We start from the raw sequence: 18,559 nt of genomic DNA, 5'->3' as shown, positions 1-18,559 counted from the left end.
TCGACGGGATCCCGTCGATCTGCGTCCGTAGCGTGCACTGGTGCCCACTTGAAGCGAGCTACTAGACCTTCCGAGCGAGAATGAGCGCGAATCGGGAATCGGCGTCGGACCACAGATGCTCGACGTCGAATCCCGCTGCAGCCAGTTCGTCCGTGATCCCCTGCGGTCGGAATTTCGCAGAGATCTCGGTGCGGAGTTCCTCGCCTTCATCGAAGTGCACGTGCAGATCGAGATCGGCGAGGTACACCTCCTGCGCCGACGTGGCGCGGAGCCGCATCTCGATCCACTCCTGCTCGGCGTTCCACAGGGCGACGTGCTCGAACGCATCGACATCGAAGTTGCCACCCAGGCGAGAGTTGATCACCGACAGCACATTTCGATTGAACTGCGCTGTCACCCCTGCGGCGTCGTCGTATGCCGGGACCAGCACGTCCGGGTCGATGACCAGCCCGACACCGAGCAACAGATACTCGCCCGAATCCAGGGCACCGGCGATAGCCCCCAGGAATTCCTCGCGTTCCTCGGGAATGAGGTTGCCCAGGGTTCCACCGAGGAACGCAATCGTCCGCCGAAGGCCGTCCGGCAGATTGCTCAGAGTGTCGGTGAAATCGCTGACGATGCCGCGCACTTCGAGGGCGGGGAACTCCAGCGAGAGCTGCTCGATGGCACCTTCGAGCGCCGTGACCGATACATCCTGCGGCACATACGTTTTCAATGAGCCATGCTTGACCCCGGCCGCGAGCAGGATCTTCGTCTTCTCCGATGAACCCGAGCCCAGCTCGATCAACATCGTGGATTCGGTTGCCTCGGCGATATCGAGGGCATGTTCTTCGAGCAGTGCCCGCTCGGTTCGGGTCGGGTAGTACTCCGGCAGGACGGTGATCTGCTCGAACAACTCGCTGCCCACGGCGTCGTAGAAGTACTTGGGCGAGAGCCACTTCGGATCGGATGTGAGCCCGTCCCGCACGTCCTTGCGTAATTCGTCCACCAGTGCCGTGTCTGCGAGGTGTACCTCGACAGTGCTCATCTGTGCTCCTCTTCATCGAGACGGGAAACGGTGAAATCCGATGCCGTGGCGACGACAAGACTGCGGTCGTCGATGGGCGTCCAGTCGGAGTGATCGTCGGTGGGTTCGGACGCGATGGTGACGGCGTCGCCGGAACTGCGGACGGACAATGCGTGATGCACTGCGGTGGCGTACAGGTTTTCCCCGTCACCGAGGAGGAAGTTGAGCCTGGAGCCCGGCGCCCGCGCTTCGATGCGCCGCACCAGAGTGGCCAGGGCCACTGCCGGTTCCAGGGTTGCGAGCAACTGCCGCAACACTATCCAGACAGCGGCCGCATCGGTCGGAGCCGGCAACGTGAGTGCATCCTCGGGCGGCACCTCGGACCACAGGTCGGTCAGCGAATGGGGCCAGCCGCGGACGACACCGTTGTGACTGAACGCCCAGCGGCCGTCGGTGAACGGCGCGCAAGCCGAGCGTTCCACCGGCATTCCCACCGTGGCCGATCGCACCGCGGCGATCGCCGACGTCGACTCGAGCTGCGGCAGAACGTCATCGACTGCGGGGTCGGTCCAGATGGGCATGGGATTTCGGTAGCTGCGAACGGAACCGGCCTGCCACCAGGCCACACCGAATCCGTCGGCGTTGATGGTGCCGCCGCCGCGCATGTCGTCGGGGGCATACGACTGCACACGCAGGCTGTGATCGCCGTCCGTGAGCACTCCCCCGACGGAAGTGCGAGGGCCGAGATACCCGAGGTGACGGCACATTCAGCTGGGCTCGACGTCACGGGCCAACCGGAACCCACTGAAGATCTGCCGGCGAATCGGATGGTCCCAGTTACGGAACGTGCCTCGGCACGCCACCTCGTCGGTTCCGAACGAGCCGCCGCGCAACACCTTGTAGTCGCCGCGAAGAAACACCTCGGAGTATTCGGCGTAGGGGAACGCCTCGAATCCGGGGTACGCCTCGAACTCAGAGGACGTCCACTCCCACACGTCACCGATGAGGTGATGCACATCGGAGGGGGAGGCACCGTCGGGATAGGCACCGACGTCCGCCGGTTCCAGATGCCGCTGATTCAGATTGGCATGTGCAGCAGTGGGTTCGGCGTCACCCCACGGGTACGCGCGGCTGGTGCCGGTCGCGGCGTCGAAGCGCGCGGCCTTCTCCCACTCGGCCTCCGTCGGCAGACGCTTACCTGCCCAGCGGGCGTAGGCGTCGGCTTCGAACCAGCTGACATGCACCACAGGCTGATGCGGGCGCACCGGCTTACGCACGCCGAAGCTGCGACGCCACCACGTGCCGTCGGAGTCGGTCTCCCAGAACTGAGGAGCCGTCAGATTCGCATCGACGCGATGGTGCCAGCCCTTCTCGGTCCACAGTTCACGGCGCTCGTACCCGCCGTCGGCGATGAAATCCGTGAACTGCGCGTTGGTGATCGGGGCTCGGTCGATGGCGAACGTCGGTACGTGCACGGCATGAGCCGGGCGCTCGTTGTCCAGTGCCCACGGGTCGAGCGAGGTCCCCATCGAGAACGGGCCACCGGCGATGACGGCCTCACCCGACACCGGGACCGTGGAGGCAGGCGGAGCAGGAGCCGTCAGAACCGCAGGCCCGACGCGCAATTGATGGGTCGCGAGCATGGTCTCGTCGTGCTGCTGTTCGTGCTGGGCAATCATCCCGAAAGCAAAACCGTGCTTCTCGACGGGCCTACCTTGAAACGTACTGCGATCCAACACGTCCCAGGCCTTGTCGCGGACGGTCTGCACATAGACGCGCGCCTCGTCCGGAGTGAGCAGCGGAAGCGACGTGCGCGACGAACGCGAATGCTTGAACGCGTCGTACAGCTCGTCGATATCGGGACGCACCGGATCACGACCGCCGACGTCACGGACGAGCCAGAGCTCTTCCTGGCTGCCGATGTGCGCGAGGTCCCAGACCAGCGGACTCATCAGCGGCGAATGCTGTGCCATCAGTTCGGTCTCGTCCACACAGTCGGTGAGTGCCGCACTGCGGGCACGACTGCGAGTGAGGACCGTTTCGATCCTGTTCCTGAGTTGTTCGGCGCTCACACCGATTCCTTTCGATCCTGAAAATTCGGCGATGCCATATCGAATTCACTGGGAGGTTCGCCTGAACTGCACCGGCGAGATGCCGCAGCGAGGTGGCCGGAGTACTCCCCGTCGACTTCCGCTGCGAGGTCGAGCAGTTCGGTTGCGGCAGTGCGGAGATCGCGATCGGACAGCCCGACGCGAGCCGCGTCGAGCCAGCGTCCGGCCGTCCCAGCTCCGATCTCGGTGGCGCGAGCCACCAGCTCGGGTGTGGACAGCAACGCCTCGAACGCGGCTGCGGGAACCACCCACTGGCCGTCCGGCTGGGTGTCGAGATAACGAATCTCGAAGTAGCCGCAGGCGCGTACCCGAGGGAACAAGGTGGTCAGGTGATAGTCGAGATCCCCGTGAGTCGCTGTGCGGCCGACGATGTCGGGATCGTCCACCCACTGAGCGAACGTGGTGCCCGCCGGCGCTTCCCAGTTCTGCGTGGTGCCCTGGATGCAGAGCAGTGGCACGTCGAGTGCCCAGCTGGCATAGTCCGCGATCGGGTCGCTGGTGTTCGGTGCCGCAGTTCTACTGGAATCCGTTCTGCTGGAATCCAGTTCGAGCCACGTCCGCATTCGCTGGGATGCCCACGTTCCATCGGGAGCTCCGGCGAGTTCGGGCGAGCGTGCAAAGGCAGCCACGAATGCCGGGCCGATCACGTGGAGCATCCGCCAACGCGCGGCAACGTCGGCGCGATCCCGGCCGGCGTCGACACTCACCTGAGTCGCTGCGGTGTTGCACATCATCAGCTTGCCGTACGGGCCGATGGTGGTGAATCGGCTTTCCATCGCGCAGTACCGCGGCAGGGTGAGAAGCCGCTCGGGGGCGCGAGTCGCGTCGGCCGGAACAGCGAGGATGTCGATGCCGGAGGCGTCGAGCATGTCGCGCAACAATCGGGCATCCGCGTCGAGCATCGGCGCGAGATCGGAAACGGATGTATAAGGCGAACTGGACAATTCGACTTGACCGCCGGGTTCGACGGTGACGATGCTTCCGCCCGGCAACGGTTGGGCGGGCGACTCGGGAGCGATACTGCGCGGGGAATGATCACCGAGCGCGGCTGCGAGCGCAGAAAGGGTGGGACGCGTTCCGTCGTCGAGGGCGGTGAGCCACTCGAGTTCGGCACCGATGAGAGCCGGTGGCCCCAGCTTGAAACACACCTTCGACACGTATGCCTCTGCTGCCGGGCGTGAGCTCAGCTCGAGGGACTTCTCGTTGGACGACACTCATTCCTTCTTTCCGCACTCAACACGTTCTTCGCTACCGAACGTACCCAGCTGCGGGGATCGAAAACGCCGCGATCCCGCGCCCTGACGAGGCTACCGATTGTGGAACTCTGGTGCCCGAGAGTTCGCTACCGAAAGGACCACCGATGCTCGATCACGACCGCATTCGACGTGACACCCCCGGTGCGTCGGGCCGGGTGTTTCTCGACAGCGCCGGATCCTCGTTGCCCCCGACCGTCGTCCTCGATACCGCGATCGCACATCTGCGGCGAGAAGCAGAAATCGGTGGCTACCGGGCCGCGAGCGAGCGGCTCGACGACCTCGCAGCCGTCAAGACCTCGATCGGAACTCTGATCGGAGCCCCGGCGCCGAGCATTGCACTGAGTGATTCTGCGACGCGGGCCTGGACGGACTTCTTCTACTCGGTACCCCTCTCCCCTGGTGATCGGATCCTGCTGTGCGAGGCCGAGTACGCCAGCAATGCCATCTCCGCCCTCCACCGCGCCGAGGTCACGGGCGCGACGGTGGAGATCGTCCCGAGTGACGGGTCGGGACGGATCGACGTCGACGCGCTGACAACCATGCTCGACGACCGCGTGAAACTGGTCTCGGTGGTACACGCGCCGACCAACGGGGGCCTGATCAACCCTGCTCGTGCCGTCGCAGATCTCGCGCACCGCCACGGGGCTCTGGTGCTGCTCGACGCCTGCCAATCCATCGGGCAGATGCGCGTCGACGTCGAGGAATTGGGCGTCGATGCGCTCTCCGCCACCGGTCGCAAATGGCTTCGCGGCCCCCGCGGAACCGGCTTCCTGTACCTGCGTCCCGGATTGGCGTCGACGCTGCATCCGCCGGCCCTGGACCTGCACAGCGCCCAATGGGTCGACCGACAGACGTATCGAATGGCCGACGACGCCACGCGATTCGAGTTCTGGGAATGCGACGTCGCGGCCAGGCTCGCGCTCGGTGCTGCGGTCGACTATCTCCTCGAGGTCGGCATCGACCACGTCGAAGAAGCCGTTGTCGAACGCGCCGAATACCTACGTGCCGGGCTCGGACGAATTCCCGGAGTGACAGTGCGGGACCTCGGCGATCACAGGAGTGGCATCGTCTCCTTCACCGTCGACGGCGAAGATCCCGTGACCGTGCGCGACCGGCTCGCCGACAGCTCGGTGACGGTGACGGTCAGCCACCGGGGCTCGACGCGAGTGGACATGGAGGGCCGGGGACTCGACGCCGTCGTCCGCGCGTCTCCCCACTATTTCGTCACCTTCGCCGAACTGGACACGATGCTCGCTGCGCTCGCACGTGAGTGACACTTCGTAGCAGGGTCGGCAGGAGTGGAGCCGGCGGAACGACCCGTCGAACCGTCGCTCACATAGGCAGCCACACCGATTGCAGAAACCAGGAGTCCACCGATTCCGAGCCAGGTGATCGCATCGCCGAACATCACCAATGCCCACAGCATGGTCGTCGGCGGAGTCAGGTAGAGCAGCACGCTGGCGCGAGTCGGTCCGTTGCGACGCACGACGAACAGGTACGCGCTGTATGCCCCGAAGGTCGAGAGCACGACCGTCCAGGCAACAGCCGCGAGAAAGCCCGACGTCATCGGCGGTGCGACGTCTCCGGCCAGCGCACTCCACGTCATGAATCCGACTGCGCTGATGGAACATTGGATGGCCATTGCCAGCGCGATCGGCTCCTTCGGTGCCAGCATCCGTTGACCGATCGTGCCCACCGACAGCGCCAGCATCCCCGCGGCGGGGAGTAGGTAGACCGGCCACGCGAGATCGGCACCGGACATGTCTCCGACCACCACCAACGAGACACCCGCGATCCCGACGACGAGTCCCAGCGTCTGCCGGCCGCCGACGCGTTCACCGAACATCCTGCTCGACGCCATCGCGACCACCAGGGGCTGCAGCGCGGCGATCAGGGCGGCGACGCCGGGTGGCACGCCCATCCCGATGCCGGTGATCGTGGCACCGAGGTAGAGGAACTGGCAGAACAGGCCGATGACCGTGTGGATGCGGACCGCATGCCAGGTGGGCGTCAGGTGCCGGTATCCGCACCAGGCGATCAGCAGCAGTGCAGCGGCAAGGTATCGCCAGGCCAGCAGGGTATGAGCGGGCGCTTGGGCCGTACCGAGCTCGCCACCGATGAATCCCGAACTCCACAGCACCACCAGGGCCGTGCCCGCGATGACGTCGACATTTGCTTTCATGAATCGATGTAAACATACAGGTCTGTATACTTGCAGTGCACCTACCGCTGACCAGCGCTTTCGAAAGGTCGTCATGCTCGACAAGCCGCTCACCCCCGCAGGGGAACGCATCCTCACCGTCGCCAGCGAGCTGTTCTACGCCCGCGGCATCCGCGCCGTCGGAGTCGACCTCATCGCCGAGGAGGCCGGCACCACGAAGAAGACCCTGTACGACCGCTTCGGCTCGAAGGACGGCCTGGTACAGCACTACCTCACCCGCCGATACGGCCTGTGGTGCGATCACGTGACGCAGTACGTCGAGTCCCTCGAGCCCGGCGACGCGCGCATCCTCGGGGTGTACGACGCACTCGACCTGTGGATGCGCGACAACCATCGCGGCTGCGGATTCGTCAATGCGTTCGCCGAGTTCGGCGGCACCGACAGTCCGGTGGTCGCGATCATCGAGTCGGAGAAGAACTGGACGAGATCGTTGTTCGCGCGACTGGCCGCCGAGGCCGGATACCCCGATGCCGAGCAGCTGGGAACCCGACTGTCGGTAGTGCACGAGGGTGCGGTGGTGATGGGGACGGCAGGTGGCCGAGACGATGCGGTCTCCGTGGCGCGCGGCATAGCTGCCGAGTTGCTCGCTGCGCTCGCACGTGCACGGTAGTTCGTAGCGGGGGTCGAACTTCCGCGCACATGACCTGGTCGTGTATTGTCTTCCAGGTTGTCTCGGCGAGGGTAGATCCGATGAATTCCGGATCCACCGTTATCGACGCGGCTCGGCCCCGTTGGCCGCGCTCGTTCGTGTCCGCCCCGACGAGCTTGACCGCCCGACGAAGTACGCCGCACGAACCACTTTTATCAGGAGCATTCAGCACCATGGCATCGAAGGTAAACAATCTCACCGCGCAGGTCCGCACCGAATTCGGCAAGGGCGCGGCTCGCCGCACCCGCCGTGACGGCCAGGTTCCGGCGGTTCTCTACGGACACGGCACCGACCCCCAGCACCTCGCGCTCGATGCTCGCGCGTTCGCAGCCGTGCTGCGTAACGATGGCACCAACGCTGTGCTGACCCTCGACATCGACGGCAAGTCGCAGCTGGCACTGACCAAGTCGATCGTCGTGCACCCGATCCGTCGCAGCATCGAGCACGCCGACCTCCTCGTCCTGAACAAGGGCGAGCGCGTCACCGTCGAGGTCAACATCATCGTCGAAGGCGATGCCGCTCCGGGCACCCTGGTCGTCACCGACTCTACGTACATCGAGATCGAGGCCGACGCTCTGGAGATCCCCGAGAACTTCGTCATCTCCGTCGAGGACGCCCAGATCGACACGCAGTACTACGCGAGCGATGTCCAGCTGCCTGACGGTGTCACCTTGATGTCCGACCCCGAGCAGCTGCTCGTCAACGTCACCGAGGCACCGTCCGAGGAAGAGCTCGAGGCCGAAGGCGAAGGCACCGAGCCGATCTCCGAGGAAGGCGAAGCCGAGACTCAGGAAGAGGCGGAGAGCCACGAGGGTTCGGACGAGGACAGCAAGGACAGCAAGGACAGCGACAGCTGATCTCGCTCCGCGAACCGCGTACGACGCGCTGCTCCCACGCCGGGTGCAGCGCGTCGTTCGTTTCGAATGACCGATGAGAGAATGACGACCGTGAGTGTTGACCCCGAAGCGCCGGCCCTGATCGTAGGCCTCGGCAATCCCGGCCCGCAGTACGAAAAGACCCGCCACAACGTCGGATTCATGGTCGCCGACGCCCTGGCCGGACGCGTCGGATCGACGTTCTCCTCGCACAAGAAGTCCAACTCCGACATCGTGCAGGCTCGCCTCGGCAGTCGCTCGGTGATCATCGCCAAACCGCGCACCTTCATGAATCTCTCGGGCCAGCCGGTCGCGGCCTTGGCTCGATTCTTCTCCGTCGACCCGGCGAACGTCGTGGTGGTGCACGACGAATTGGACATCGACTTCGGTTCTCTGCGGCTCAAGCTCGGCGGCGGCGAAGGCGGCCACAACGGGCTGCGCTCGATCTCGCAGCATCTGAGCACCAAGGACTACCTGAGGGTTCGCGTGGGCGTCGGACGTCCGCCCGGACGAATGGATCCGGCGTCGTTCGTGCTCAAGCCGTTCTCGGCCGCCGAGCGCAAGGATCTCGGCGTCGTGGTCGAAGAAGCCGCAGACGCCGCCGAACTCCTGCTCTCCGCCGGCCTCGAAGCGGCCCAGAACAGGGTGCACCCTCGCTGAACCTCACACCCTTTTTCTGAGGCGCGCGCCCCTTCTCGCTTCCGAGGGCACACGCGCACCCCGCAGAAAGGGTGTGAGGTCCGCGGCCGCGTCAATTCAACAGCGACACCGAATTCGCCCGTCGCAATTTGCCGCTCGACGTCTTCGGAATACTGCCCGGGCCCAACACCGCAACGGTGCGTGGCCGCACACCCACCTCCGAGTGCACCGCGTGGATCACTTCGCGTTCGATGCGCTTGACTTCGTCCGGATTGTCGATGTCGTTGGTTTCCACTGCCACGGCGAAACTTTCACGCTTGTCGCCTGCATCGAGCCGAATGGCGACGGCATTGCCCGGCCGCACACCTGCGACAGTGCCCGCGGCCCGTTCGATGTCGGTGGGATAGATGTTGCGACCACCCATGATGATGACGTCCTTGATGCGACCGCACACGACCACCAGTTCGTCCTCGGTGATGTAGCCGACGTCGCCGGTATCGAGCCAGCCGTCGGCGTCTTGCGTCGACACCGGGCCTTCGACGGTGATGTATCCGGGCGTGACGGCCTTGCCCCGCACCTCGATGATGCCGACGCCACGGGCGGTGAGCACCTGCCCTTCCTTGTCCACGACGCGACCCTCCAACCCGGGAACGAACTTGCCGAGCGTGGCGAGAGATCGGGTGTTGCCACGGGTGGACGGGACGGCGCGTCCCAGGGTTTCGAGCAGATCCGCGTCGACCATGTCGATCACCTGCCCCTGGTCGGGATCCGGAATCGACACTGCCAGAGTCGTTTCCGCCATTCCGTACACCGGAGCGAGCGCCAACGGGTTCAGCTTGTACCGAGCACCGGCCTCGGCGAGGGCGATCATGGTGTCCGGATCGACCGGCTCGGCTCCGTTCCAGGCGTACCGCAGAGTCGACAGATCGAGATCCAGATCGTCCTCGGCCTGACGCAAGCGCCGCGCCAGCAGCGAGTACGCGAAATTCGGTGCTGCCGTGACAGTTCCACGGTATTTGTGAATCAGCTTGGCCCACAACAGTGGTGAGCGCAGGAAGTCCAGCGGAGTGATACTGACGACCTCGGCACCGACCTGCATCGGCACCGACAGAAAGCCCACCATCCCCATGTCGTGGAACAGTGGCAGCCAGCTGATCATCACGTCGGAGTCGACATCGAATTCGATGCGGTCGATCATCGCGTACGCATTGACGTAGAAGTTCTCGTGCGTGATCCGCACCGCCTTCGGCGAACCCGTCGAACCGGACGTGAGTTGCTGCAGCGCGATATCGGACTCGGCCGTCGGCACCGGATCGATGTCGCGACCGGTCTTCATGTCCTCGATCTTCAGCACAGTGATGCCGCGCTCCTCGAGCACCGGTGCGGCGATGTCGAACGGAGCCCCCAGAATCACGGCCTTGGCCTCGATCATCCGCACGACGGTCTCGGTGTCCTCGCCCCAGACGGCGAGGTCGGTCCTCGGAGTGGGCTGGTGCAGCATGGTCACCGATCCCCCGCGCATCCACGTCGCCTGGCACGCGGGCGCGATGTCCACCGGCTGACCGGCCAGGATGCCGATCGCGTCCCCGTGTTCGACGCCTGCGTCCGCCAGAGCACCGGCCATCCGACGCGCCTGCTCGTGAATCTCACCCCACGACTGCCGCAGCGCCTCGTCGGGCTCGCCGGTGACCAGACCGTGCTTGCTGGTGCTCGCGGTCTCGAACATCTCTTCGGTGAACTTGCTCAACGCGCATCTCCTCGTGAGGGATCTCCCGGCCCACCGTTCACAGTAGGCACTCCCGCCCCGACCGAGGGGTACAACGGGCCGCGTATCCTTGATTTCTGCCCCGGCGACCGATTCGGTGCCGCCCTTGCTAGGAGAATGAGGTTTTCGTGAGTACCCCGTCCAGCACCCCCGACGTCGACGCAACGCTCGACGGGTCCGGACCGGCAACGCTCGACGAGCCCGGCCCCTCCAAGAGCCCGGCCAAGGAGCTCGAGACCGAGGTCGCGAGGCGTCGAACATTCGCGGTGATCTCGCACCCGGACGCCGGTAAGTCGACGCTCACCGAAGCTCTCGCCCTGCACGCACGCGTCATCTCCGAGGCCGGTGCCATTCACGGCAAAGCCGGTCGCCGCTCCACCGTCTCGGACTGGATGGAGATGGAGAAGGCCCGCGGTATCTCGGTGAGTTCGACTGCGCTGCAGTTCAATTACCAGACCTCCCCCGACGCCGAGATCACCAACGTCATCAACCTCGTCGACACCCCGGGCCACGCCGACTTCTCCGAGGACACCTACCGCGTGCTCACCGCCGTCGACGCGGCCGTGATGCTGATCGACGCCGCCAAGGGCCTGGAGCCACAGACCCTCAAGCTGTTCCAGGTGTGCCGCCAGTTCGGCATCCCGGTGATCACCGTCATCAACAAGTGGGACCGCCCGGGCCAGTCGCCGCTCGAGCTGTTCGACGAGATCGAGTCGCGGATCGGCCTGACGCCGACGCCCCTCTACTGGCCCGTCGGCATTGCCGGCGATTTCCGCGGGCTGCTCGACGTGCAGGACGGCAGCTACATTCGCTTCACCCGTACCGCGGGCGGTGCGACCATCGCGCCCGAGGAATTCATGTCGGCAGAGGCAGCCGCCGAACGCGAGGGCGTCGACTGGGACACCGCCGTCGAGGAGAGCGATCTGCTGATCTCGAGCGGTCAGCAACACGATCAGGAGATGTTCCTGGCCGGCCAGACGTCGCCGGTGATCTTCGGCTCGGCGATGCTCAACTTCGGCGTCCGGCAGATTCTCGACACCCTCGTGGCCCTCGCGCCGTCACCCGGCCCGCGTGACGACGTCTCCGGCGGCGTACGCGAGGTCACCGACCCGTTCAGCGCCGTCGTGTTCAAGGTGCAGGCGGGCATGGACACCGCCCACCGCGACCGACTGGCATTCATGCGCGTGGTCTCCGGAGTGTTCGAGCGCGGCATGGTCGTCACGCACTCGCAGACCAAGAAGCCGTTCACCACCAAGTACGCGTTGACGGTGTTCGGTCGCGATCGAACGACCGTCGAGAATGCCTACCCCGGAGACATCGTCGGCCTCGTGAACGCGACCGCCCTGGCCCCGGGCCACACGCTCTACACCGACAAGAAGGTCGAGTTCCCCCCGATCCCGTCGTTCGCACCCGAGCACTTCTCCGCCCTGCGCGTCGACAGCGCCGACAAGTACAAGAAGTTCCGCCGGGCCGTCGAGCAGCTCGACTCCGAAGGCGTCGTGCAGGTGTTGCGCAACGACATTCGCGGCGATGCGTCCCCGGTTCTCGCCGCCGTCGGACCCATGCAGTTCGAGGTGGTCACCGCACGAATGAAGACCGAATTCGGCGTCGACGCTCGAATGGAACCACTCGGATACTCCTTGGCCCGACGCACCGACGCGGCCTCGGCGGTCGAGTTGGGTCGCCAGCGCGGTGTCGAGGTGTTCACCCGCACCGACGGCGCGCTGTTGGCACTCGTCAGCGACAAATGGCGGTTGCAGTACATCCAGAAAGAGATGCCCGAGCTGACTCTCGAACCACTTGTCGCCGCCGGCGATCAGTAGCCTCTTCAGGTGCTGATCGAGCTGCTCGACGCCGAATTCAGTGTCTTCGGCAACCCGGTGCTGTGGCGTGAGGTGGTCGGAAACGGCTTCGGATTGCTCTCCGCGATCGGTGGGATGCGACGCGTCGTGTGGGCGTGGCCGGTGGGGATCATCGGAAATGCGTTGCTGTTCACCGTCTTTCTCGGCGGCGTGTTCCATACGCCGCAAGCGTTGGACCTCTACGGTCAGGCCGGTCGGCAATTGATGTTCATCGCCGTGAGCGTCTACGGCCTGGTGCGCTGGATGCGAGATTCCAAGCAGACGGGGTCCGCCGTTCTCCCACGGTGGGGCACGACGAGGGAGCGGACGGCGATGGTCGTCGTCGCGATCGTCGGCACGGTGGTGTTCGCGCAGTTGTTCGGCTATCTCGGCTCGTTCGGCAAGTGGGCCGACGCGTGGATCTTCACCGGATCCATGTTGGCAACCTTCGGAATGGCGCGGGGACTGACCGAATTCTGGCTGATCTGGATCGCAGTGGACGTGGTGGGCGTGCCACTGCTCATCATCGCCGGTTTCTACCCGTCCGCGGCTCTGTACCTGGTGTACGCCGCGTTCGTTGCCTGGGGATTTGCCGTGTGGTTGAGGATCCAGAACAAATACATCGGTCAAAAAATGGCGTCGTAAACAATCGTGATGCTACTCTCAGCGTGTCCGAACAAACTCAAAGTACGTTTTGGCGTGCTCGACGCCGAGTGACTCGTCCTGATCGATACCCGATCGTGACATCTCGGCGCGGAACCACCTGGGAATCACGATGAAGTTGAAGACGACATGACAAAGGGATCGAACTACCCACTGGCCGGGATCAAGGTCGGTGGCGCTCCCGCGCATCGTTTGGCGACGCCGCCGACGTCCGATTCCACTTCACCCATCGGTGGTCGCACCGATTCTTCGGCGGCAGCGCCCGCCGAGAAGGCGGCCGAGACCTCTTCCATCGACAAGTCGACGACAGAGGCCACGTCCACCGAGAAGGCGTCCGCAACAACGCCTGCACCAGCACCGTCGTCCGCCACGGTTTCAGCGCCCACCCGTACGGATCGACGTCGTCCAGATAAGCCCGCCACGGAATCGAACGAGGTTGAAGTGACTACAAGCGATCAGATCTCAGAACACGGCCTGCCCACCAACGGCCGCTCCACATCTCACGGCTCCAGCGCCGGCACCTCGCCGTCGCTCGGTCGGGGTCAGGCACCCGACCGTCGCACCGCCATGGGCGTCGCATCGGTCCGTATCGCAGGACGCTTGACCCAGAACGAGCTCGGCAGCCGCACCGGCGACATCCGCACTCCCGACACCTCCGTCGGCCCCGACGAGCTTCTCCAGCTCCTGGGCGAGTACCTCGTCTCGGGCGGCCTGCAGAACCCCGAGATCCACGTTCGCTCCAACGGCCAGACCATCGTGCTCGACCTGCAGAACCCCGCCAAGGGCTACCGCTGACCGCTGCCGGTCACAGCAGTCGCTGGAACGCCTCTGGTCGTACCATCTCGAGTACCAGAGGCTTCCATTGCGGCGCTCGGTCCTTATCGACCAACACCGCACGAACACCCTCGGCGAAGTCCGGCTCGGTGATGATCCACGTCGCCACCCGTAGTTCGCGATCGAGGCATTCGCGCAACGTACTGTCGGCCCCGCGTGCGATCAGTGCGTCGGTGGCCATCAGGGACGTCGGCGACAGCGTCGCCAGTTGAGTCTTCGTCGTCCGTGACCACGATGTGTCGCACACCAACGCGTCGATGATGTCGACAAGAGATTCCTTCTCGAACACTGCCGCCACCGCCTTCGCGTCGAAGGACAGCTCAGCCGTCGGCGGTGCGGCGGTGTAGCGATCCAACACCTCGTGCACGTCGACGCCTGCGAGGATGTCCGCCTTCAGAGCAGACACCGACTCGCTGGGGCAGAAGTGCGTCGCCAAACCCAGTGCGAGCGCATCGGATCCGGTGATCCGAGTTCCCGTCAGCGCCAAGTACCGTCCGACGCGGCCCGGTAGGCGCGAGAGAAAATAGCTCGACCCCACATCCGGCACGAAGCCGATCGCCGTCTCGGGCATGGCCAACACCGCGTTCTCGGTGACGATGCGGATGCTGCCGTGGATCGAGATACCCAACCCACCACCGAAGGCCGCAGCCTCGATGACGGCGATGTACGGCTTGGGGTAGCCGGCAATCACCTCGTCGAGGTCGTACTCGGCCGCGAAGTACTCCCGACCGGCCTCGTCGTCACCGTCGACGACGGCCTGCCGGATGGCCTTGATGTCTCCGCCCGCGCAGAACGCCCGCGGCGAACTACTGGTCACCAGAACAGAACTGACCGCGTCGTCGTCACGCCACGCCTCTAGGGCGTCGCGGATGCCCTCGATCATGGCACCGTTCAAGGAGTTCAGTGCCTCCGGCCGGTTCAGGACGATATGCCCCACGCCACCCGCGATCTCGGCTTCGACAACGGCCACTGTTGACTCCTTCACACGCAGATCGTTCGACGCGTAACAGTAGCGCTATTCGCGAGCCTCGACCGACCGCGGACGCGCGTCACCCGGGATATCGGCAGGCGCACAGGACCGCTCCTCCGCAGTGAACCACCCGCGGTACAGGAACAGCTGGCCCATCACGGGACTCTCGACCTTGATCTCGATGCGATGCCGTTCCTCCGACGCGTCCCACCACTCCCGGCCGATGGTCAGCGCCGAGGCCACCTTCGGCAGTTTCGGTGCCACAGGGCCGAGGAGGAATCGCGGTACCTCGCTCTCGAGAATCAGACCGCCCTCGGCGTCCACCTCGCATCTGGTGTGCACCACCATGTCCGAGGAGAATCCCAGATAGTCCAGGGCATACGCGTCGGACTCGGCGGAGGACACCATCACCGAATTCATTCCCTGCGGCCGACCGGGGAAGGCAAAGCGACGCACGAAAGACAGTGTCTCGCGGCCCAATTCGTCGACATACGCATAGTTGGCGATGGTGAACGGCACGTCCTTGCCCACACCTGCGGGGAACAGACCACGCTTGCGTCCGGCCCACAGCAACGGCGGCGGAACCAGCCGAGAATGGGTCATCTCCTCCATCACGCCCACCCCGAACTGAGCGAGATGATCCGAGGACTGCAATCCGAAACGCCACTGAACCTTGGGATGCAGACGGGCGAAATCCGAACCGAGTACTTCCGCGACGACCGATGTCATGACTCCAGTATGCGCTGCGCGCACGTGCACGAAACTTCGTAGTGGACTACGAAGTTCCGTTCACATGCGGCGGAGCCGCTCACTCCAGCTCGGCGGCCAGTTCCATCCATCGTTCCTCGGCGACATCCTTGTCGGCGAGGACCTGCTTGAGTTCGGTGTCGAGGGCGACGAGCTTGCCCGGCTCGGTGGACGCGTCGACGAGTTCGGCGTGCAGCTCCACCTCACGCTTGGAGAGTCGAATCACGAGCTTCTCGAGCTTGCTGAGTTCCTTGCGAGCCGCGCGTTCGGAGGCGGCATCTCGGGTTGCCTTCCGCGGTGTGCCGCCGGTGGTCAGCGAGTCCGGCGTCGCGTCGGCCGCGAGGACGGCCCGCCGGCGCAGGTACTCGTCGATACCGCCGGGCAGGTTGGTGAGCTTGCCGTCGCCGAACAATGCCCAGGTGGAGTCGCAGATGCGCTCGATCAGGTACCGATCGTGACTGATGACGACGAGAGTGCCCGCCCAGCCGTCGAGGATGTCTTCGAGCTGCTGCAAGGTGTCGATGTCCAGGTCGTTGGTGGGCTCGTCGAGCAGCAGCACGTTCGGCTCGGCCATCAACACGCGCGTCAGCTGCAGCCGACGACGCTCACCGCCGGAGAGATCCCCGACGGGTGTGCGCTGACGCGCCGGGGTGAAGCCGAGCCGTTCCGCGAGCTGGCCGGCAGAGATCTCTCGGTCGCCCAGGGTGATCCGCTCGGCCACTTCCTTGACCGCATCGAGAACCCGCAGCTTCTTGGGTAGATCGTCCAATTCCTGCTTCAGCCAACCGATCTTGACGGTCTGGCCCTGGATGCGCTTACCGGAAGCCGGCTGCAGTTCACCGGCGAGCGTGCGGAGCATCGTCGTCTTACCCGAACCGTTGACGCCGACGAGACCGACGCGCTCACCGGGAGCGAGTCGCCAGGTGAAGTCCTTCACCAATTCGCGGCCGTCGGGGGTCTCCAGGCGCGCGTCCTCGAGTTCGATGACGACCTTGCCGAGTCGGCGCTGAGCAAAGGAGGACAACGCGACGGAGTCACGCGGGGCGGGAACGTCGGCGATCAGAGCCTCGGCCGCCTCGATGCGGTACTTCGGCTTGGAGGTACGGGCCGGGGCACCGCGGCGCAGCCACGCCAGTTCCTTGCGCGCGAGGTTGCGTCGACGTTCCTCGGACGCGTCGGCCTGACGGGACCGCTCGGCACGAGCGAACACCCAGTCGTTGTAGCCACCCTCGTAGGCCTCGACGCCGCCGCCGACCACTTCCCACGTGCGATTGGCGACGGTGTCGAGGAACCAGCGATCGTGGGTGACGACCACCAGCGCACTGCGACGGCTGACCAGGTGTGCGGCCAACCATTGCACGCCCTCGACGTCGAGGTGGTTGGTCGGCTCGTCGAGAACCACGAGGTCGAGATCCTGAACCAGGGCCGCTGCCAACGCAACTCGTCGACGCTCACCACCGGAGAGATTGTCGATCGGCGCGTCGAGTCCCGAGCTGCCTGCGGGTCCGAGATCGGCAATACCGATGCCGGTGAGAATGTTCCGCACCCGAGAATCTCCGGCCCACTCGTGCTCGGCCATTCCGAGTGGGTCGAGGACCACCTGGCCGACGGTCGACCCGGGCGGCAACACACCACGCTGGGTGACGACGGCCATCCGCAGGCCGTTGACTCGGCTGACGCGTCCCGAATCGGGCGGCTCGATGCCGGCGAGAACTTCGAGGGTGGTGGTCTTACCGCCGCCGTTGAGGCCGACCATGCCGATGCGTTCACCCTCCTGCACACCGAGAGAGACGCCGTCGAGCAGCGGTTTCACGCCGAAGGACTTACTGACGTTTTCGAGATTGACGAGATTGACCATCAGGAAAAACCAATCGATTCGCTAGTGACAACACGAGCACCGGGAACCGGTCCACTCGCAACACGGACGGTGCGGCACACGCCGGCACCGGACAATTCAGCGCTCACCGACACCGCCGCGTCGGCGTCGGCGCACAGGAACGCGCAGGTGGGGCCCGAACCGGACACGATGCCCGCCAACGCCCCGGCGGTGACTCCCGCACGCAGCGTGCGACGCAACTGCGGCATCAGCGACACCGCAGCGGCTTGCAGGTCGTTGCCGAGCAACGGCGCGAGCGCACGCGCATCGCCGGACGCCAGCGCATGCATCAGATCCTCGGTGCCGCCGAGGCGAGGCGGATTGCCCTTGGCGCGCAGCTCGTCGAGTTCGTTGTAGACGGCAGGCGTCTGCAGACCGCCCTTCGCCAACGCCAGCACCCAGTGAAAACTGTTGCGCGAGAGCACCGGAAGCAGCTTTTCCCCGCGTCCGGTTCCGACCGCGGTGCCGCCGTGCAACGAGAACGGCACGTCGCTGCCGAGCTCGGCCGCCACCTCGTCGAGCTCGTCACGCGAGAGATCGAGATGCCACATCGCGTTCAGTGCCACCAGAGTCGCGGCAGCATCGGCACTTCCGCCTGCCATGCCGCCGGCCACCGGAATTCCCTTGTCGATGGTGATCTCCACCGACGGCTCCCGCCCGACCCGACGCCCCAGCAACTCCGCGGCCTTCCACACAAGATTTCTGGAGTCCGTGGGAACCACTCTCGCGTCGTCGCCGCGTACCCGAACCGAGAGTGTCTTGGCCGGAATCAGCGACAGTTCGTCCGAGAGCGAGAGCGCCTGGAACACCGTCGTCAGCTCGTGGAAGCCATCGGGGCGCAGGTCACCGACCGAGAGATGCAGATTCACCTTCGATGGGGCCCGAACGACGACGGGTGTGGGAACGACAGACAGCACGAGTAACCACAGTAGTGGAGAAACAGCGGCCGAGTTCACCACCAGGGCGGCCTCCGGTGGGTACTCAATGTGACTGTGAGTATGAATGTGTCCGGTGATACTGGATATCTGCGGTGGGTTGGGGCCTGACTCTCAATGTGACCGACGCCCGGTGGGCTGTCCTTCGAACGATGTGTCGGTACCCGACCC

At 65.1% G+C, this 18,559-nt stretch carries 18 protein-coding genes; 7 read left to right on the top strand and 11 right to left on the bottom strand.

Going from position 1 to position 18,559, the window contains the following annotated elements:
• Positions 1 to 61: 61 nt before the first annotated feature.
• Genes egtD through egtA form a run of 4 tightly spaced genes read right to left on the bottom strand, consistent with a single transcriptional unit; the run spans position 62 to position 4,331 of the window.
• On the bottom strand, positions 62 to 1,027 hold the full coding sequence (egtD, locus tag MTX35_RS17710) for an L-histidine N(alpha)-methyltransferase (RefSeq protein ID WP_243596234.1): 966 nt from the start codon (positions 1,025 to 1,027) through the stop codon (positions 62 to 64).
• Entirely contained in the window at positions 1,024 to 1,773 is a 750-nt protein-coding gene (gene egtC, locus MTX35_RS17705; protein WP_243596233.1) for an ergothioneine biosynthesis protein EgtC, read from the bottom strand. Before egtC ends, egtD begins: the two co-directional genes overlap by 4 nt.
• Positions 1,774 to 3,078 carry an ergothioneine biosynthesis protein EgtB gene (egtB, locus tag MTX35_RS17700; protein WP_243596232.1) on the bottom strand — a complete coding sequence of 435 codons (1,305 nt, stop codon included), beginning with the start codon at positions 3,076 to 3,078 and terminating at the stop codon, positions 1,774 to 1,776.
• Complete coding sequence (gene egtA, locus MTX35_RS17695) at positions 3,075 to 4,331, bottom strand: ergothioneine biosynthesis glutamate--cysteine ligase EgtA (protein ID WP_243596231.1); 1,257 nt, start codon at positions 4,329 to 4,331, stop codon at positions 3,075 to 3,077. The genes egtB and egtA overlap by 4 nt, the downstream gene beginning before the upstream one ends.
• Positions 4,332 to 4,477: 146 nt before the next feature.
• Between egtA and MTX35_RS17690 the strand changes: the two genes are divergently transcribed.
• A complete protein-coding gene (locus tag MTX35_RS17690) occupies positions 4,478 to 5,647 on the top strand; it encodes an aminotransferase class V-fold PLP-dependent enzyme (protein ID WP_243596230.1) in 1,170 nt (389 codons plus the stop codon).
• On the opposite strand, the gene MTX35_RS17685 is transcribed toward MTX35_RS17690, so the two are convergent.
• The gene (locus MTX35_RS17685; RefSeq protein WP_243596229.1) at positions 5,590 to 6,555 is read right to left on the bottom strand and encodes a DMT family transporter; all 966 of its coding nucleotides are present in this window, start codon (positions 6,553 to 6,555) and stop codon (positions 5,590 to 5,592) included. The two genes, MTX35_RS17690 and MTX35_RS17685, sit on opposite strands and share 58 nt — an antisense overlap.
• Before the next feature lie 73 nt (positions 6,556 to 6,628).
• Here MTX35_RS17685 and MTX35_RS17680 point away from each other — a divergent pair, with 73 nt between their 5' ends.
• The 3 genes from MTX35_RS17680 to pth all read left to right on the top strand — a co-directional run bounded on the left by MTX35_RS17680 (position 6,629) and on the right by pth (position 8,778).
• The gene (locus MTX35_RS17680; RefSeq protein WP_243596228.1) at positions 6,629 to 7,204 is read left to right on the top strand and encodes a TetR/AcrR family transcriptional regulator; all 576 of its coding nucleotides are present in this window, start codon (positions 6,629 to 6,631) and stop codon (positions 7,202 to 7,204) included.
• A gap of 212 nt (positions 7,205 to 7,416) precedes the next feature.
• Positions 7,417 to 8,100 carry a 50S ribosomal protein L25/general stress protein Ctc gene (locus tag MTX35_RS17675; protein WP_243596227.1) on the top strand — a complete coding sequence of 228 codons (684 nt, stop codon included), beginning with the start codon at positions 7,417 to 7,419 and terminating at the stop codon, positions 8,098 to 8,100.
• A 90-nt stretch (positions 8,101 to 8,190) separates the two neighbouring features.
• Positions 8,191 to 8,778 (top strand): aminoacyl-tRNA hydrolase, encoded by a 588-nt coding sequence (gene pth, locus MTX35_RS17670; protein ID WP_243596226.1) that lies wholly within the window; start codon positions 8,191 to 8,193, stop codon positions 8,776 to 8,778.
• A gap of 91 nt (positions 8,779 to 8,869) precedes the next feature.
• Here pth and MTX35_RS17665 read toward each other — a convergent pair whose 3' ends face one another.
• Complete coding sequence (locus MTX35_RS17665; RefSeq protein ID WP_243596225.1) at positions 8,870 to 10,504, bottom strand: fatty acyl-AMP ligase; 1,635 nt, start codon at positions 10,502 to 10,504, stop codon at positions 8,870 to 8,872.
• A 146-nt stretch (positions 10,505 to 10,650) separates the two neighbouring features.
• On the opposite strand from MTX35_RS17665, the gene MTX35_RS17660 reads away from it, so the two are divergent.
• On the top strand, positions 10,651 to 12,345 hold the full coding sequence (locus MTX35_RS17660; protein ID WP_243596224.1) for a peptide chain release factor 3: 1,695 nt from the start codon (positions 10,651 to 10,653) through the stop codon (positions 12,343 to 12,345).
• A 9-nt stretch (positions 12,346 to 12,354) separates the two neighbouring features.
• Positions 12,355 to 13,008, top strand: a complete 654-nt coding sequence (gene pnuC / locus MTX35_RS17655; RefSeq protein WP_243596223.1) for a nicotinamide riboside transporter PnuC — start codon at positions 12,355 to 12,357, stop codon at positions 13,006 to 13,008.
• A gap of 164 nt (positions 13,009 to 13,172) precedes the next feature.
• Here pnuC and MTX35_RS17650 read toward each other — a convergent pair whose 3' ends face one another.
• On the bottom strand, positions 13,173 to 13,412 hold the full coding sequence (locus tag MTX35_RS17650; protein WP_243596222.1) for a hypothetical protein: 240 nt from the start codon (positions 13,410 to 13,412) through the stop codon (positions 13,173 to 13,175).
• 55 nt (positions 13,413 to 13,467) lie between these two features.
• Here MTX35_RS17650 and MTX35_RS17645 point away from each other — a divergent pair, with 55 nt between their 5' ends.
• Positions 13,468 to 13,821, top strand: a complete 354-nt coding sequence (locus tag MTX35_RS17645; RefSeq protein WP_243596221.1) for a hypothetical protein — start codon at positions 13,468 to 13,470, stop codon at positions 13,819 to 13,821.
• Positions 13,822 to 13,831: 10 nt separating this feature from the next.
• Here MTX35_RS17645 and MTX35_RS17640 read toward each other — a convergent pair whose 3' ends face one another.
• The 4 genes from MTX35_RS17640 to MTX35_RS17625 form a co-directional block, all read right to left on the bottom strand.
• Positions 13,832 to 14,830 carry an enoyl-CoA hydratase/isomerase family protein gene (locus tag MTX35_RS17640; RefSeq protein WP_243596220.1) on the bottom strand — a complete coding sequence of 333 codons (999 nt, stop codon included), beginning with the start codon at positions 14,828 to 14,830 and terminating at the stop codon, positions 13,832 to 13,834.
• Positions 14,831 to 14,875: 45 nt separating this feature from the next.
• Complete coding sequence (locus tag MTX35_RS17635; protein WP_243596219.1) at positions 14,876 to 15,559, bottom strand: DUF4166 domain-containing protein; 684 nt, start codon at positions 15,557 to 15,559, stop codon at positions 14,876 to 14,878.
• 79 nt (positions 15,560 to 15,638) lie between these two features.
• Positions 15,639 to 17,435 carry an ABC-F family ATP-binding cassette domain-containing protein gene (locus tag MTX35_RS17630; protein WP_243596218.1) on the bottom strand — a complete coding sequence of 599 codons (1,797 nt, stop codon included), beginning with the start codon at positions 17,433 to 17,435 and terminating at the stop codon, positions 15,639 to 15,641.
• On the bottom strand, positions 17,435 to 18,370 hold the full coding sequence (locus MTX35_RS17625; protein ID WP_243596217.1) for a 4-(cytidine 5'-diphospho)-2-C-methyl-D-erythritol kinase: 936 nt from the start codon (positions 18,368 to 18,370) through the stop codon (positions 17,435 to 17,437). Before MTX35_RS17625 ends, MTX35_RS17630 begins: the two co-directional genes overlap by 1 nt.
• Between the last annotated feature and the right edge of the window lie 189 nt (positions 18,371 to 18,559).

The organism is Rhodococcus sp. ARC_M12, assembly GCF_022810385.1.
In the GTDB taxonomy this organism is placed as follows: domain Bacteria; phylum Actinomycetota; class Actinomycetes; order Mycobacteriales; family Mycobacteriaceae; genus Rhodococcoides; species Rhodococcoides navarretei.
The sequence above is the reverse complement of the archived record's forward strand: the minus strand, read 5'-3'. Positions and strand labels throughout refer to the sequence as shown.